Genomic DNA, 14371 nt, shown 5'->3' with positions numbered 1-14371 from the left:
GCATCAATCATAACGGCAACTTTTGTGAAATTGATAGCACTTGCGTCTGCAATTGCTCCAAAGTGATTCCATCGTTGCCGATGATCCAGTCGGCGGCCGCGCGGCGTTCCTCCCGGCTGGCCTGGCTGGCGATGATGCTGCGCACGGCGGTTTCGCTCAACTGGCTGCGCTCCATCACCCGGGCGACCTGGGTGGCCTCGCTGCAATCGACGACCAGAACGGCATCCACCTGATCGCGCCAGTAGGGCGACTCGACCAGCAGGGGAATGTCCAGCACCGCCACCTTGGCCCCCTGCGCCCGGGCCTGCGCCAATCGGGCGGCCATGGCCTGCTGCACCAGGGGATGGACGATGGCCTCCAGGCGCTGGCGTTCGTGCGGCTGGGCAAACACCAGCGCCCGCATGGCAGCGCGGTCCATGCCCCCATCGGGGGCGATCATCTGCGGGCCGAAAGCCTGCGCAATCGCCGGGATGGCCGCACCGCCCGGGGCCGTCACGCTGCGGGAAATGGCGTCGGCATCCAGCACCGTCGCCCCCAGGTCGGCCAGCATTCGGGCCACCGTGCTTTTGCCGCTGCCGATACCGCCGGTCAGGCCGAGTTTGAAAATATTTGTCATCACAGCCCCAGCAAGGCCAGGAAATTCTGCAGCATGGCCTGCGCCCCGAAGAACAGGGCGGCAAAACCGGCCCCGGCCAGGAAGGGGCCGAAGGGGATGTAGCCGCCAGGGCGCAGGCGGCTATTGATTTTCAAAGCGATGCCCACCACCGCCCCGATCACCGACGAGGCCAGCAGGATCGGCACCAGCGCCTGCCAGCCGAACCAGGCGCCCAAAGCCGCCAGCAGCTTGAAATCGCCATAGCCCATGCCTTCCTTGCCTGTGGCAAGCTTGAACACCCAGTAAATGCTCCACAGCACCAGATACCCGGCGGCCGCACCCCAGACGGCATCGGCCAGGGGAACCGCCGTCCAGCCCACCGCAGCGGCCAGCAGCCCGGCCCACAGCAGCGGCAGGGTCAGGCTGTCGGGCAGATAGGTGGTGTCCCAATCGATCAGGGCCAGGACGAGCAAAACGGCGCTGAAGCCGCACCAGGCCAGGCCGGTTGGCGTGGCCCCCCAATGGGCAATATTCCAGGCAAACAGCAGCGCGGTGGTAATTTCTACCAGCGGATAACGCACGCCGATGCCGTGCTGGCACTGACTACAGCGCCCACGCAGCGCCAGCCAGCTGAATACGGGAATGTTCTCGAACCAGCGGACGCCATGCCCGCATTGCGGGCAGCGCGAGCGTGGGCGGGAGAGGGTCAGCGCTGGTGCGGGTGGGACAAAATCCTCCTGCCCTGCCTGTGCCGCCATGTGCTCGGCACATTCTGCATCCCATTGCGCTTCCATGATTTTGGGCAGGCGGTGGATGACCACGTTCAGGAAGCTGCCGATCAATAAACCCAGAATACCGGCCAGCACCACGGCACCGGTGCCCAGCGAAGCAAAAAAATCCATCAGCCCACCACCTGACCGAGTTTGAAAATGGGCAGGTACATGGAAACCACGATGCCGCCGATCAGCGTCCCGAGAAACACGATGATGATTGGCTCCATCAGGCTGGACAGACCGGCCACCATTTCATCGACTTCGGCCTCGTAGAAATCCGCCGCCTTGCTGAGCATGTGGTCGATCGCGCCGGATTCCTCGCCGATGGCGCACATTTGCAGCACCATGCTGGGAAAGACATTGGCGTCGGTCATGGCCACGGCCAGACTGGTGCCGGTGGATACGGCGGTCTGGATTTTGTCGGTCGCTTCTTTGTACAGGATGTTGCCCGAGGCTCCGCCGACCGAATCCAGGGCTTCGACCAGCGGCACGCCAGCAGCGAACATGGTCGAGAGGGTGCGTGTCCAGCGGGCGACGCAGGATTTGTCGATCAAGGCGCCAAAGACCGGAGCCTTGAGCAGGGCGCGGTCCATGAAGTGCTGTACCTTGGGGCTGCGTTTCCAGGCCTGCAGAAAAAAGTAAATGCCGCCGCCGAGAATGCCGAAAATCAGCCACCAATAGGCGACGAAAAACTCGCTCATCCCGATCACGATCATGGTCGGGGCGGGCAGGTCGGCGCCAAACGAGCTGAAGACCTCTTTGAATGCCGGAATCACGAACAGCATGATCAGGGTGACGACGATAAACGCCACGATCATGACCGAAGTCGGGTACATCAGCGCCGATTTGATTTTTCCCTTGATCGCCTCGGTTTTCTCCATGTAAGTGGCCAGGCGATCGAGCAAGGATTCCAGAATACCCGCCGATTCACCTGCTTCGACCAGATTGCAATACAAATCGTTGAAATACATGGGATGACGCCGGAATGCCGTGTTCAGCGAGGTGCCGGTTTCCACATCCTGGCGAATTTCGTTGAGCAGCTTGGTCACGCTGGGATTGGGGTTGCCACGGCCCACAATGTCAAACGATTGGAGCAGGGGAACGCCGGCTTTCATCATGGTGGCCATCTGGCGGGTAAACAGCGCAATATCCTTGGGCTTTATCTTTTTGCCGGCGCTCATGCGGCGCTTCTTGATTTTGGTAATCAGAATGCCCTGGCGGCGCAAGGCATTTTGCGCGGTGGCCTCGCCGACGGCCCGCACTTCTCCCTGAACCACCCGTCCCAGCCGATCCTTGCCAACCCATTCGTAGACGAATTCTTTATTGTTTTTTGTGGCCGTTGCCATAAATTCCCCTCGGTTGTTGTTCGGTTTTTACAGGTTGGTGACGGCCAGCACTTCTTCGAGGGAGGTGACACCCTGCTTCACTTTGTGCAAGCCGGACTCGCGCAAGGATTTGACGCCTTCCTTGCGAGCCTGGTTGGCAATATCCAGGGCCGTCCCATCCTTGAGGATGATTTCCTGCATGGTTTCCGTAATCGGCATGACCTGGTAAATACCGACGCGGCCCTTGTAGCCGTTGTTGCAGTCGGCGCAGCCGACCGGCTTGTAGGGGGTCCAGCCTCCGTCCAGATCGTTTTCCTGAAAGCCTGCCTCCAGCAGTGCCTCATGCGGGATGTCGGCAGGTTCCTTGCATTTCGGGCACAGCCTGCGCCCCAGGCGCTGGGCGGTGATCAGAATGACGCTGGAGGCGATATTGAAAGGGGCAATGCCCATATTGCGCATTCGCGTCAAGGTGGTGGGGGCGTCGTTGGTGTGCAGGGTGGAAAGCACCAGGTGCCCGGTTTGTGCGGCCTTGATGGCGATGTCGGCGGTTTCCAGATCGCGGATTTCCCCGACCATGATGACGTCCGGGTCCTGGCGCAGAAAGGACTTGAGGGCTGCGGCAAAGGTCAGTCCGGCCTTTTCATTCACGTTCACCTGATTGACCCCGGGCATGTTGATTTCCGAAGGGTCTTCGGCCGTGGAGATATTCACGCCGGGCTGGTTCAGCAGGTTCAGGCAGCTGTACAGGGACACGGTTTTCCCCGAGCCGGTCGGGCCGGTGACCAGAATCATGCCGTAGGGGCGCTGAATGGCCTTGAGCAGGCGCTCTTTTTCTTCTGGCTCGTAGCCCAGGGCATCGATCCCCATTTTGGCGCTGCTCGGGTCCAGAATACGGATGACGATTTTTTCGCCGAACAGGGTGGGCAGGGTGGAAACACGAAAATCGATCACCCGTTCCGGGCCGATTTTCAATTTCATGCGCCCGTCCTGAGGAACCCGTTTTTCCGAAATATCCAGCCGGGAAATCACCTTGATGCGCGAGGCGAGCTTGTCCTTGATGGCGATCGGAGGGGCGGCGATTTCGCGCAGTTCGCCGTCGATGCGAAAGCGTACGCGGTAATGGTGTTCATAAGGTTCGAAGTGCAAGTCCGAAGCCCGCATGTTGAAGGCGTCGATCAGCATCTTGTGCAGGAACTTGACGACCGGGGCATCTTCGACGTCGGAGGCTTCGGAATCGTTCTTGTTGCTGGAATCATCGACATCCTTGATGTCGTCCAGGTCGAAATCTGCGGCACTGGTGAATGAATCCAGGGATTCCTTGGTGCTTTTGGTGAGTTTGTCCACCAATGGCAGCAGTTTGTCGTATTCGGCAATCAGCCAGTCCACCCCTAGCTGGGAGGTGAATTTGATTTTCTCTGCGGCTTCCTTGTTGGTGGGGTCGGCAGTGGCCACGACCAGGCGATTGCCGCGCTTGGCCAGCGGTAGAACCTTGTAGCTGGAACATAGTTTGTTATCCAGCAGGTCTTTCGGAATACGGCCGATGTCCAGCGCGTGGATATCGACCAGGGGGATACCGAAAATACTGGAAATATGGTGCGCCAGGTCGTAAGCAGACAGCCCGCCGGAGCCTACCAGCTGGGCAACGAAGTTGGTGTTGCTGGACAGAGCTTTGCGGGAGAGTTCCTCGCCGGCGGAGGCCGAGAGCTTGCCGGCGGCAATCAAGGCCCGGGCCAAACCGGCCAGGGGAGGGGTGCTAGGGACGGTCGTTGTCATTGTGGTGAAGGCAATCAGCCTGCTGGCGAGCAGACGGGAAAACTATCGTCGCCGTAGCATAGCGTTTGTCCAGCCCCTTGCAAGGATGGCCTGTGGCTTATTCCGACTATCCGGGCTTTTGCTCGTCCTGGGGCGCTTCCGGCGCTGCAAAACAGTCACGAAATGTAAATACCGTCGAGGTGAACAGCATGGCCGCCAGGGCCAGGGCCGCTGCCACCATCAGCGCCATGGCGATGTGCCCGACGACCAGGGAAAGCAGCCCGGTGGTCAGCGCCAGTGCGGCGCCTACGACCAGAAACATGACCATCCAGCCCAGGCCGTACATGAAAAATGCGCCGATATTGCGGCTGCAGGCCACGATGCTGAAAAACATGGCCTTGAGTGCCGGGGTGCCATGCCAATGCACCAATGCGGGCGCATGCCAGAAAAGGAAGGACAAAGGCAGGTAGAGCACGGTGGCCGTCCACATGGCCGCCTGGAAACTGGCGTCCTGGGCCAATTCCGGGGACAGCGGCGCCAGCCCCAGGTACACCCGGGCAAAGCCGCCGCCATCGACCAGGCTGGACAGGAACATCAACAGCCCGAACCCCAGGGCGTAGCAAATGCCCAGTACCGCCAGGGCGTGCAGGCGCTCGCGGCCGCCACGCAGAATGCGCCAGATGAGGGCCGGGGTCGGGGTGCGGTTGCCCCAGGTTTCGGCAGCGCCGACCATCATGACCAGGGAGGTGGTCGGCAGCAGCGCCAGGGCCAGGACGGTACCGACGATGGGCACCATGCTGACCAGCGACATCCCGGCCATGCACAGGAAGAACAAAGCGGCCAGCGCGATAGGCTGGCGCCAGAAGGTACGCACCCCCAGTTTGACCCATTCCAGGCCGGTGCTAGGTTTGACGAGTTGCAGCTTCATGCGGCGCTTTACTCCAGGCAGAAGGGCTGCGCTATGCGCTGGCGCAGCACCTGTTCAAAGTGGCGCGGGTCGTGGGGGGTGAGCAGGGACGCCTCGCGCGGCAGGTAGAAATCCCACAGGCGCGAGATCCAGAAGCGCAAGGCCCCGGCCCGCAGCAGCGCGGGCAGCAGGGCGCGTTCGGCGGCTTCGAGAGGACGCACGCTCTGGTAGGCGTCCAGCATCGCAGCGGCCAGGGCGGGGGTGTGGGCGCCGGTGCTGTGTTCGATGGCCCAGTCGTTCAGGCAGACCGCCAGGTCGAACAGCCATGTATCGACCCCGGCGAAGTAGAAGTCGAAAAAGCCGGTCAGCGCCTCGCCCTCGAACATCACGTTGTCGCGGAACAGGTCTGCGTGAATGGGGCCGCGCGGCAGGGCGGCATAGGCAGCGCTGGCGGCGACTTCGTTCTGGTGCGCCAGTTCCGCCTGCAGCAGTTGGGCTGCTTCTGCCGGGATGAAGGGCAATACCGTGGGCACGGTCGCATTCCACCAGGGCAGGCCGCGCAGATTGGGCTGGTGCAGCGCAAAGTCGCGCCCGGCCAGGTGCATCTGCGCCAACATGCGCCCCACGGCGGCGCAGTGCCGGGGCGTGGGCTGCAACTGGCTGGTGCCGCGCAGCTTTTGCACCACGGCGGCAGGCTTGCCGCAGACCGTGTGCAGGATGGCGCCGGTCGTGCGGTCGGCCTGCGGGTCGGGCACGGGGATGCCTTTGCGGGCCAGATGGCGCATCAGCTCCAGGTAGAACGGCAGTTGCTCGGCGGTCAGGCGCTCGAACAGGGTCAGCACCCAGTGGCCCTGGGTGGTGTCCAGAAAGTAGTTGGTGTTTTCAATGCCGCCCTGGATGCCGCGCAGGGCGGTGAGCTGGCCCAGGTCCAGGGACTGGAGCAGGGTGCGTGCGTCGTCTTCGCTAACTTGGGTAAAAACGGCCATGGTCAATAGGCGCTGGGGCTCTTGGCGCTGATAAGAAAAACCCCGCGTGCAAACCCTGGGGGGCGGCGGGGCGCAGGGGGGTGTCGGCAGGCTTAGAACTGGAGGGCTTTCCAGGTGCGGCGGCCATTGGTGCCGTCCTGGGCCGGGTCTTTGCCCGGCTTGGCCGGGGCCACCTCGTAGGCCGGCAGCTTGCCGGTTTTGGGCTGCACGGTGATGGTTTTGGTTTCGCCGCCGACACGCAGTTCGTCGATCTGGCTGCCTTTGTCTTCATGGCGGATGCGCTCGATGCGCTGGTTGTGGCGGTCGTTGGCGGGCGCGGCATCGGTGGCCGCAGGGCTGTCCGGGCCTGCGGCGGGAGCTTGGGCGCAAGCCAAGCTGCTGGCCAGCAGACCGGCAACAAGAAGGGGGAGGGAAGTGGCGGCACGCATCACGCCATTGTAGATGCCCCGCCAGCGCCCGGGTGCCGCAGCGCGGGCACAATCGTGGGCTATGACGAATCCCCCCACCTTGCTGCTGGTCGATGGTTCCAGCTACCTGTACCGTGCCTACCATGCCATGCCCGATCTGCGGGCCGTGCCGGGCGACCCCAGCAGCCCGGCCACGGGCGCCATCCGGGGCATGGTGAATATGCTGCAGGCGCTGGACAAGACGCCGGAAACGGCCCAGGCTGCCTACGCGGTCTGCGTGTTCGATGCCAGCGGCCCGACCTTCCGTGACGACTGGTATCCCGAATACAAGGCCAACCGTTCGCCCATGCCGGACGACCTGCGCAGCCAGATCGACCCCATCCACGAAGTGGTGCGGCTGCTGGGCTGGAAGGTGTTGAGCGTGCCCGGTGTCGAGGCCGACGACGTGATCGCCACCCTGGCTCGCATCGCCGCCAGCCAGGGGGTGCAGGTGGTGGTTTCCAGCGGCGACAAGGATTTGAGCCAGCTGGTCGACGAGCGCATCACCATCATCGACACCATGAGCGGCAAGCGCCGCGACGTGGCCGGGGTGGAGCAGGAGTTCGGCGTGCCGCCCGCGCTGATGGTCGATTACCAGGCGCTGGTGGGCGACGCGGTGGACAACGTGCCGGGCGTCGCCAAGGTCGGCCCGAAAACGGCGGTGAAGTGGTTGCACGAGTTCGGCAGCCTGGACGGCCTGATCGCCCAGGCGGACAGCATCAAGGGCGTGGCGGGCAACAACCTGCGCGAAGCCATTGCCAGCGGCCAGCTGGCCCTGAGCCGCAAGCTGGTCACGATGCAGGCCGATTGCGATCTGACCGCGTATGCGCCGGGGCTGCCCGATCTGGCAGACTTGCAAAAACAGGAGCTGGACGCGCAGAATCTACGCCATTTCTATGACAAATATGGCTTCAAAGGCTTGGCGAGAGCGCTGGCAGCTCCTGAAAAAGAAGCAAAAGCCCCAGACAACGGCAGTGGCGATCTGTTCAGCAGTTTTGACAGCGACGATGCCGCCAGCACCGAAGTGGCCGTGGCCGCCCAGCAGCGCGAGGTGGCCTACCACTGCATCCAGACCCAGGCGCAACTGGATGAATGGCTGGTCAAAATCGACGCTGCAGAACTCACGGCCATCGACACCGAAACCGACAGCCTCAACGCCTTGCAGGCGCAACTGATCGGTATCTCGCTGAGCGTGCAGCCCGGCGAGGCGGCCTACATCCCGCTGGGCCACGAAGGCATCGAGGGGGTGCAGCAACTGCCGCTGGCCGACGTGCTGGCCCGGCTCAAACCCTGGCTGGAGGATGCCGGCAAGCCCAAGCTGGGCCAGCACATCAAGTACGACCAGCACGTGCTGGCCAACCAGGGCATCACCGTGCGCGGCTACCGGCACGACACCATGCTGCAAAGCTACGTGCTGGAAGTGCATCGTCCGCACAGCCTGGAAAGCCTGGCCCTGCGCCACACGGGCCGCACCGGCCTGAGCTACGAAGACCTGTGCGGCAAGGGCAAGAACCAGATTTCCTTTGCCCAGGTGCCGCTGGACAAGGCCTGTGCCTACGCCTGCGAGGATGCCGACCAGACCCTGGACGTACACCGCGTGCTGTGGCCGCAAATCCAGGCCCAGGCGGGGTTGCTGCATATCTACCAACTGGAAATGCAGACCAGCGAGGCGCTTTTCCGCATGGAGCGCAACGGCGTCGCCATCGACGCGCAGGAACTGGCCCGCCAGAGCAACGACCTGGGCACGCGCATCGTGGCCCTGGAACAGGCGGCGTACGAGCTGGCCGGGCAGCCGTTCAACCTGTCCAGCCCCAAGCAATTGGGCGAAATTTTCTTCGACAAGCTGGGCCTGCCAGTGGTGAAGAAAACCCCGTCCGGTGCCCGCAGCACCGACGAGGAAGTGCTGGAAAAGCTGGCCCAGGACTACCCCCTGCCCGCCAAGCTGCTGGAGCATCGCAGCCTCTCCAAGCTGAAAAACACCTACACCGACAAGCTGGCGCACATGGCCCTGCCGCGCACCGGGCGCGTGCATACCCACTATGCGCAGGCGGTGGCCGTGACCGGGCGGCTGTCCAGCAACGAACCCAACCTGCAGAACATTCCCGTGCGCACGCCCGAGGGGCGGCGTATTCGCCAGGCCTTCATCGCCCCGCCGGGCCGGGTCATTGCCAGCGCCGACTACAGCCAGATCGAGCTGCGCATCATGGCCCACCTGAGCGGCGACGAAGCCCTGCTCCGTGCCTTTCACGACGGCCTGGACGTCCACCGCGCCACGGCGGCCGAAGTGTTCGGCGTGGCGCTCGATCAGGTCAGCAGCGAGCAGCGGCGCTTTGCCAAGGTCATCAACTTCGGCCTGATCTACGGTATGAGCAGCTACGGGCTGGCGAAAACCCTGGGGATCGACAACAGCGCTGCGGCCGCCTACATCGACCGCTACTTCCAGCGCTACCCTGGCGTGAAACGCTACATGGACGACACCGTGGCCCTGGCCCACAAGCAGAAATATGTCGAAACCGTGTTTGGCCGCCGCCTGCAACTGCCGGACATCAACGGCGGCAGCGGCCCGCGCAAGAAGGCGGCGGAACGCGCCGCCATCAACGCCCCCATGCAGGGCACGGCGGCCGACCTGATCAAGAAGGCCATGGTGGCCGTGCAGCAGCGGCTGGATGCGGTGCAGCCGGACGTGCTGCTCATCATGCAGGTGCATGACGAACTGGTGTTCGAACTGCCCGCCGACAAGGCCGACTGGCTGCGCCAGGAGGTGCCCGCCCTGATGGCCGGCGTGGCCGCATTGAAAGTGCCCCTGCTGGCCGAAGTGGGCGTGGGCGCGAACTGGGAACAGGCGCACTGATGCGGTGGTGGGCAGGGCACCGGGCCGGGGGGCGCGGGAGGGCAGCGGCGCGAAAGCCGGCCGGGCGAAAATGGCGGGAATCTGCACGGCAGGGGGCTTGACAGCTTGTGTAGGCTGGAAGGATGTGCGGCGACTGCGGCACATGTCGCCGTTGAATAATTTGAATAAGTGAACCTCATCATGGTATTGATCGCAATCATCCTGGCCACTCTGGCCGCCGGAATCGGCAGCGTCTGGGTGGCCAATGCGCTGCTGCACGTCGGCTTTGGCCGGGCCAGCGCGGGCCGGGCGCAGCAGGGGCTGCTCAGCCTGGCCGCCGGTGCCCTGCTGGCCACGGCCTTCATGCACCTGTTGCCCGAAGCCTTTGAAAGCGGGGCCGATGCGCAGCAGCTGTTCACCACCCTGCTGATCGGCATCGTGTTTTTCTTTCTGCTGACCAAGGCCGAGCTGTGGCACCACGGGCACGAACACAGCCACGACCCCCAGGTGCAGAACCTGCACCACGCCCACCATGGGCACGACCATGACCACGCGCACGGCCATACCCATACCCACCGCACCGGCTCGGGCTGGTCGCTGCTGACCGGCGACAGCGTGCATTGCTTTGGCGACGGGGTGCTGATCGCCTCGGCCTTCCTGGCCGATTTGCGCCTGGGGCTGATTGCCGCCGTCTCCGTGCTGGCGCACGAGGTGCCGCACCACATGGGCGACCTGGTGGTGATGAGCCGGGGCAGCCACCGCCGCGTCGCCATGCTCAAGGTTTCGCTGGCCGGGTCGATCACCGCCCTGGGCGGGCTGGCGGGGTATTTCCTGGTCGGGCAACTGCACGACTGGCTGCCCTTCTTCCTCACGGTGGCGTGCAGCAGCTTTATCTACGTGGCCCTGTCCGATCTGATTCCGCAACTGCAAAAGCACCTGAGCGCCCGGCAAACCCTGGCCCAGGTGCTGTGGCTGGCGCTGGGCATCGGGCTGGTGACCGTGGTCAGCGGTCTGGCCCATGACCTGGCCCACGAATCCCATGGCGCCGATGCCTCCCATGCCCACCATGCGCATGACCACGATCACGACCATGACCATGAGGCGCCGCCCCTTTCTCCGCATCACGATGAACCGACCGATTCCCACCGTGCCGACTGACGCCATTGAAGCCACCCCGCCGCCCACTTCCCGCATCGCCATGGCGCTGGCCCTGGCCGTCTGGCTGGGGCTGACCGCCGGGGGCGTGGCCTTGCTGCAGGGCAGCCCGCCCAGCACCGCCGTTCCCCTGCACCACCTGCGGGTGGAGCGGGGGCCGAAGCCGCCGCCCGTGCAGGAATTGCCCGCCCCCGCAGCGGCCCCCGCCGCCCAGCCGCACCCGGTCATCGCCGTGCCGGCCGATGCCGCCGTGCCCGCCGCCGTCTGTGCCCCCTGGCTGGAGCGCTGGCCTGCCCTGCAACGCAAGCTGTGCGAAGCGGCCCAGCTGGCGCCCAGCGGCGCCCTGTCGGTGCGCGGGGCGCCCATTGCCTGGCGCGATGTTGCCCCGCCGGACGCTGCCGGCGTGGCCCAGCGGGTGCTGGTGGTCGGGGCCATCCACGGCGACGAGCTGACCGCTGCCGCCCTGGCCCTGCACTGGGTGGCGCTGGCGCAGCAGGCCAGCAGCCAGCGGCCCGTGCATTGGCGCTTCATCCCCGTGCTGAATCCGGACGGCCTGTTGGCCCGCCCGGCCACGCGCACCAATGCCGCCGGGGTGGACTTGAACCGCAACTTCCCCACCCCGGACTGGGAGCGCGAAGCCGCCGCCTACTGGGAAAAACGCACCCGCCGCGACCCGCGCCGCTGGCCCGGCCCGGCGCCCCTGTCCGAGCCGGAATCGCAATTCCTGCACGCGCAGATGGCGCAGTTCGCCCCCGATCTGGTCGTCAGCATCCACGCGCCCTACGGGGTGCTGGACTTCGACGGGCCGCAGACGCCGCCGCAGAAGCTGGGCGGCCTGCACCTCGACCAGCTGGGCGTCTTCCCCGGCTCGCTGGGCAATTACGGCGGCCTGCAGCTGGGCGTACCCGTGGTCACGATCGAACTGCACCACGCCCTGCGGATGCCGGTGCGCACGGAGATTGCCGCCATGTGGCAGGACTTGCTGGCGTGGATGGACAAGCATCTGCCAGTGCAAAGCGATAAATAAAAAATAGCTGCTTGATGCGGGCGCAATGGCGATCTGCACCAGCCTGGCGCAGGGCGTGTACGCCCCATGCTTGTCGTTATGATGCGGCGGCTGAAAGCTTCCCTTCACACCACGTCGCATCATTCCATGGCCCGCTCCTTACTGGGTATCCAACCCGCCACTGCCATACCGCTTCGGGCGCAGACCGCCACCGCCCCCCGGCTTGCCGGGGCGCAACTGGAGGCGCGGCTGCGCAAGAAACGTTCCGCCGCCTATATCCGGGCCGTCACCCAGCTGGATGCGGGCGGGCATGTGCATTCCCCGGCCAGCGTGCAGGCGCTGATCGAAGCCATCCGCCAGGAGCTGCCGGACGTGCAGATCGACGCATTGCCGCTGGGCATCGTCTCGCGCTGCTACCTGGGGGCGCCCTACCAGGTGCATACGCTGGACTGCACGGGCAGCATCATCCAGCACTACAAAACCTTCGAGCCTTTGCCCAGCCTGCTGGAGCGGGCCCGCAGCGTCGCCCTGCACCCGGGGTATGCCTTTGTCGAGGTGTATTCCAACCGCCTGATCGCCGTCGGCGAATCGGGGCAGACCGCCTTCATCGACCTTTGAACCCCTCCTGCGAGACACCATGAGTACAGAACGCATCATCCAAGTGGCCGACCTCAGCCTGATCCTGGGTTCGCTGCGCAGCCTGCAAAGCGATATCGGCACCGTCTCCGGGCAGGTGGACGTGGTCGGCAGCAATCTGGCGCAGACCCGCGCCGAACTGTCGCGGCTGGAACAGGCATTCAATGAATTTGTGCAATCCGATCTGCGGGCCAAGGAGCTGGCGCTGGCAGAAACCCGGCAGGTCAAAATCCGCCAGGAAATCGAGAACAAATTCGGCCAGTACGCCATCGTGCGCCGCCAGGCCACCGGCATCCTGCAAGCCTCGGACATTCAGCTGGTGCGCCAGGAAACCATCCGCAACGCCACCGAGGAGCTGATGCTGTCCACCCCGCGCTACTGGCTGGCCCCGGCGCTGGTGGCATTGGCCGCCTGGCTGACGGACAACCGCGCCCTGGCCGAACGCGCTCTGGCCGAGGCCACGCGCCGCGACGACGAAAAAACCGCGCTGTTTTTCTCCCTGATCGGCCGCCGCGCCGGGCGCTCCGAGGTCAGCCGCATCTGGCTCGACCGCTATTTCGGCCTGCAGAATCCGTACAGCCTGGATCGGCAGACGGTGGTGATGATCGATGCCCTGGCCAACGGCGTTTTCAACACCGACGCCGCGCTGCTGTGCACCAAGCGCATCGGCGGCTGGATCGAGGAGCTGGCGCAACAGGCCGGTTTCGCCCAGACCCAGCGCGGGCAATGGGGCGATGCGCTGCGCTCCAAAACCCCCAACTTCAATCATGCGCAGCGCTATGGGCACCTGAGCCGGTTCAGCCCGGCGTGGAACGACCTGAACGCGGCGCTGAACGCCGTGAGCATGCAGTCCATCGTGCTGGAGCATTTCCAGGACATCTTTCAGGGCGAGATCAAGACGGCCAGCAGCGTCCTCATCGCCGTGGACAACCTGCTCACCAGCCTGGTGTCCCACTTCGACGATGAGGAGCTGCCGCTGCGCCGCACCGAGCAGCTCAACCAGCTCATCATCGAGGAAGCGGGCGACAAACGCGCCGCCCAGCAGCGGTTCGACCTGCAATCCAAGGCCCAGGAGGAGCGTGTGGACTTCACGCAACTGCTGACCAACGCGGCCATGCACCCGGAGCTTTCGCACGTCACCCGCGCCACCCAGCGGCTGGCGGTGGCGCATTCGCGCGACTGGATCGTGGATGCGCACAGCGACGTGACGGCGCAAATCCGCCAGCAGGCGCCGCAGACGATTCACCTGTCCATCGAAGACTGGCAAGGCCAGACGGCGCAGGGCGACAACGAGGCCGAACTGCAAGACAGCCTGCGCCAGCACATCGAGCGGCGCAAGCAGCAGGCGCTGGAACAGGCCAAGCTGGGGTTGAAGGACTGGGGGCTGATCGCCCTGGGCGTGGTGCTGCTGCTGATGAGTTTGGGCAACGGCATGATCGTCTTCGTCATGGGGCTGGCCGCGCTGGGCTGGGCCTTCCTCAACTACCGGCAGGTGCAGCAGCGGCGCAAGCAGATCGAACGCGACTTTGCCCTGCTGCAAGAGCAATCGGCCCAGGCGCTGCGGGCCTGCCTGGCCGAAACCGTGGAATGGCGGCGTGACTGGGCCATGCGCGATGCCGTGGCTGCCGAAGTGACCAGTCTGCTGGAAAGCATCAGCCCCGAGCAGCACCTGCTGGCCGGGCACAACACCGCCCGCCGCGTCATGCCCGCCGCTGCCGCACAGGCCGCTTGAATTTCGCCAGGAGCTTTTCCCCATGCCACGAGAAATCCTTTCCGCCGCGCCAGAAACCACCGCGCCCAGCGCCCCGCTCGGCCCCTCGCCCGCGCAGCAATCCGCTGCACCCCGCCAGCCACAGCAGCCGCCTGCGCCGCCCGCCAGCCGGGATGTGCTGGCCGGTGCCTTGCCCGCCTGGGATTTGCTGCCCGCCGCGCCGTTTGTGCGCCGTAGCCGCTGATCCGC

General features: G+C 64.8%; 13 protein-coding genes. 6 read left to right on the top strand and 7 right to left on the bottom strand.

Features of this window, described 5'->3' with window-relative positions:
* Window positions 1-7: 7 nt before the first annotated feature.
* The 7 genes from coaE to ACFO3A_RS09580 form a co-directional block, all read right to left on the bottom strand.
* Window positions 8-616, bottom strand: a complete 609-nt coding sequence (gene coaE / locus ACFO3A_RS09610) for a dephospho-CoA kinase (RefSeq protein ID WP_377725904.1) — start codon at window positions 614-616, stop codon at window positions 8-10.
* The gene (locus tag ACFO3A_RS09605) at window positions 616-1497 is read right to left on the bottom strand and encodes a prepilin peptidase (protein ID WP_377725902.1); all 882 of its coding nucleotides are present in this window, start codon (window positions 1495-1497) and stop codon (window positions 616-618) included. The genes coaE and ACFO3A_RS09605 overlap by 1 nt, the downstream gene beginning before the upstream one ends.
* Entirely contained in the window at window positions 1497-2714 is a 1218-nt protein-coding gene (locus ACFO3A_RS09600; RefSeq protein WP_377725901.1) for a type II secretion system F family protein, read from the bottom strand. Before ACFO3A_RS09600 ends, ACFO3A_RS09605 begins: the two co-directional genes overlap by 1 nt.
* 27 nt (window positions 2715-2741) lie before the next feature.
* Window positions 2742-4466: a type IV-A pilus assembly ATPase PilB gene (gene pilB, locus ACFO3A_RS09595; protein WP_377725900.1), complete on the bottom strand. Its 1725-nt coding sequence runs from the start codon at window positions 4464-4466 to the stop codon at window positions 2742-2744.
* Window positions 4467-4572: 106 nt separating this feature from the next.
* Window positions 4573-5373: a BPSS1780 family membrane protein gene (locus ACFO3A_RS09590; protein WP_377725898.1), complete on the bottom strand. Its 801-nt coding sequence runs from the start codon at window positions 5371-5373 to the stop codon at window positions 4573-4575.
* Between the two features lie 8 nt (window positions 5374-5381).
* Window positions 5382-6338, bottom strand: coding sequence for a homoserine kinase (locus ACFO3A_RS09585; protein WP_377725896.1), 957 nt, complete (start codon window positions 6336-6338; stop codon window positions 5382-5384).
* A 92-nt stretch (window positions 6339-6430) separates the two neighbouring features.
* On the bottom strand, window positions 6431-6766 hold the full coding sequence (locus ACFO3A_RS09580) for a hypothetical protein (protein ID WP_377725894.1): 336 nt from the start codon (window positions 6764-6766) through the stop codon (window positions 6431-6433).
* A gap of 61 nt (window positions 6767-6827) precedes the next feature.
* Here ACFO3A_RS09580 and polA point away from each other — a divergent pair, with 61 nt between their 5' ends.
* The 6 genes from polA (at window position 6828) to ACFO3A_RS09550 (ending at window position 14366) form a co-directional block, all read left to right on the top strand.
* Window positions 6828-9635: a DNA polymerase I gene (gene polA, locus ACFO3A_RS09575; RefSeq protein WP_377725892.1), complete on the top strand. Its 2808-nt coding sequence runs from the start codon at window positions 6828-6830 to the stop codon at window positions 9633-9635.
* A gap of 180 nt (window positions 9636-9815) precedes the next feature.
* Window positions 9816-10772, top strand: coding sequence for a ZIP family metal transporter (locus ACFO3A_RS09570; protein WP_377725890.1), 957 nt, complete (start codon window positions 9816-9818; stop codon window positions 10770-10772).
* Complete coding sequence (locus ACFO3A_RS09565; protein ID WP_377725888.1) at window positions 10741-11796, top strand: M14 family zinc carboxypeptidase; 1056 nt, start codon at window positions 10741-10743, stop codon at window positions 11794-11796. Before ACFO3A_RS09570 ends, ACFO3A_RS09565 begins: the two co-directional genes overlap by 32 nt.
* 126 nt (window positions 11797-11922) lie before the next feature.
* Window positions 11923-12393, top strand: a complete 471-nt coding sequence (locus tag ACFO3A_RS09560; protein ID WP_377725887.1) for a hypothetical protein — start codon at window positions 11923-11925, stop codon at window positions 12391-12393.
* A gap of 19 nt (window positions 12394-12412) precedes the next feature.
* A complete protein-coding gene (locus ACFO3A_RS09555) occupies window positions 12413-14143 on the top strand; it encodes a hypothetical protein (RefSeq protein ID WP_377725886.1) in 1731 nt (576 codons plus the stop codon).
* Between the two features lie 22 nt (window positions 14144-14165).
* Window positions 14166-14366 carry a hypothetical protein gene (locus ACFO3A_RS09550; RefSeq protein WP_377725884.1) on the top strand — a complete coding sequence of 67 codons (201 nt, stop codon included), beginning with the start codon at window positions 14166-14168 and terminating at the stop codon, window positions 14364-14366.
* The last annotated feature ends 5 nt before the right edge of the window (window positions 14367-14371 follow it).

It is taken from the genome of Comamonas nitrativorans (genome assembly GCF_042654765.1).
GTDB lineage: Bacteria > Pseudomonadota > Gammaproteobacteria > Burkholderiales > Burkholderiaceae_C > Comamonas > Comamonas nitrativorans.
Note: the sequence above shows the minus strand (reverse complement) of the source record. Positions and strands in the feature narration are given on the sequence as shown.

Coding starts and splice junctions, on each gene's coding strand:
- coaE (WP_377725904.1), bottom strand. CDS start 616: ATGACAAATATTTTCAAACTCGGCCTGACCGGCGGTATCGGCAGCGGC.
- ACFO3A_RS09605 (WP_377725902.1), bottom strand. CDS start 1,497: ATGGATTTTTTTGCTTCGCTGGGCACCGGTGCCGTGGTGCTGGCCGGT.
- ACFO3A_RS09600 (WP_377725901.1), bottom strand. CDS start 2,714: ATGGCAACGGCCACAAAAAACAATAAAGAATTCGTCTACGAATGGGTT.
- pilB (WP_377725900.1), bottom strand. CDS start 4,466: ATGACAACGACCGTCCCTAGCACCCCTCCCCTGGCCGGTTTGGCCCGG.
- ACFO3A_RS09590 (WP_377725898.1), bottom strand. CDS start 5,373: ATGAAGCTGCAACTCGTCAAACCTAGCACCGGCCTGGAATGGGTCAAA.
- ACFO3A_RS09585 (WP_377725896.1), bottom strand. CDS start 6,338: ATGGCCGTTTTTACCCAAGTTAGCGAAGACGACGCACGCACCCTGCTC.
- ACFO3A_RS09580 (WP_377725894.1), bottom strand. CDS start 6,766: ATGCGTGCCGCCACTTCCCTCCCCCTTCTTGTTGCCGGTCTGCTGGCC.
- polA (WP_377725892.1), top strand. CDS start 6,828: ATGACGAATCCCCCCACCTTGCTGCTGGTCGATGGTTCCAGCTACCTG.
- ACFO3A_RS09570 (WP_377725890.1), top strand. CDS start 9,816: ATGGTATTGATCGCAATCATCCTGGCCACTCTGGCCGCCGGAATCGGC.
- ACFO3A_RS09565 (WP_377725888.1), top strand. CDS start 10,741: ATGAACCGACCGATTCCCACCGTGCCGACTGACGCCATTGAAGCCACC.
- ACFO3A_RS09560 (WP_377725887.1), top strand. CDS start 11,923: ATGGCCCGCTCCTTACTGGGTATCCAACCCGCCACTGCCATACCGCTT.
- ACFO3A_RS09555 (WP_377725886.1), top strand. CDS start 12,413: ATGAGTACAGAACGCATCATCCAAGTGGCCGACCTCAGCCTGATCCTG.
- ACFO3A_RS09550 (WP_377725884.1), top strand. CDS start 14,166: ATGCCACGAGAAATCCTTTCCGCCGCGCCAGAAACCACCGCGCCCAGC.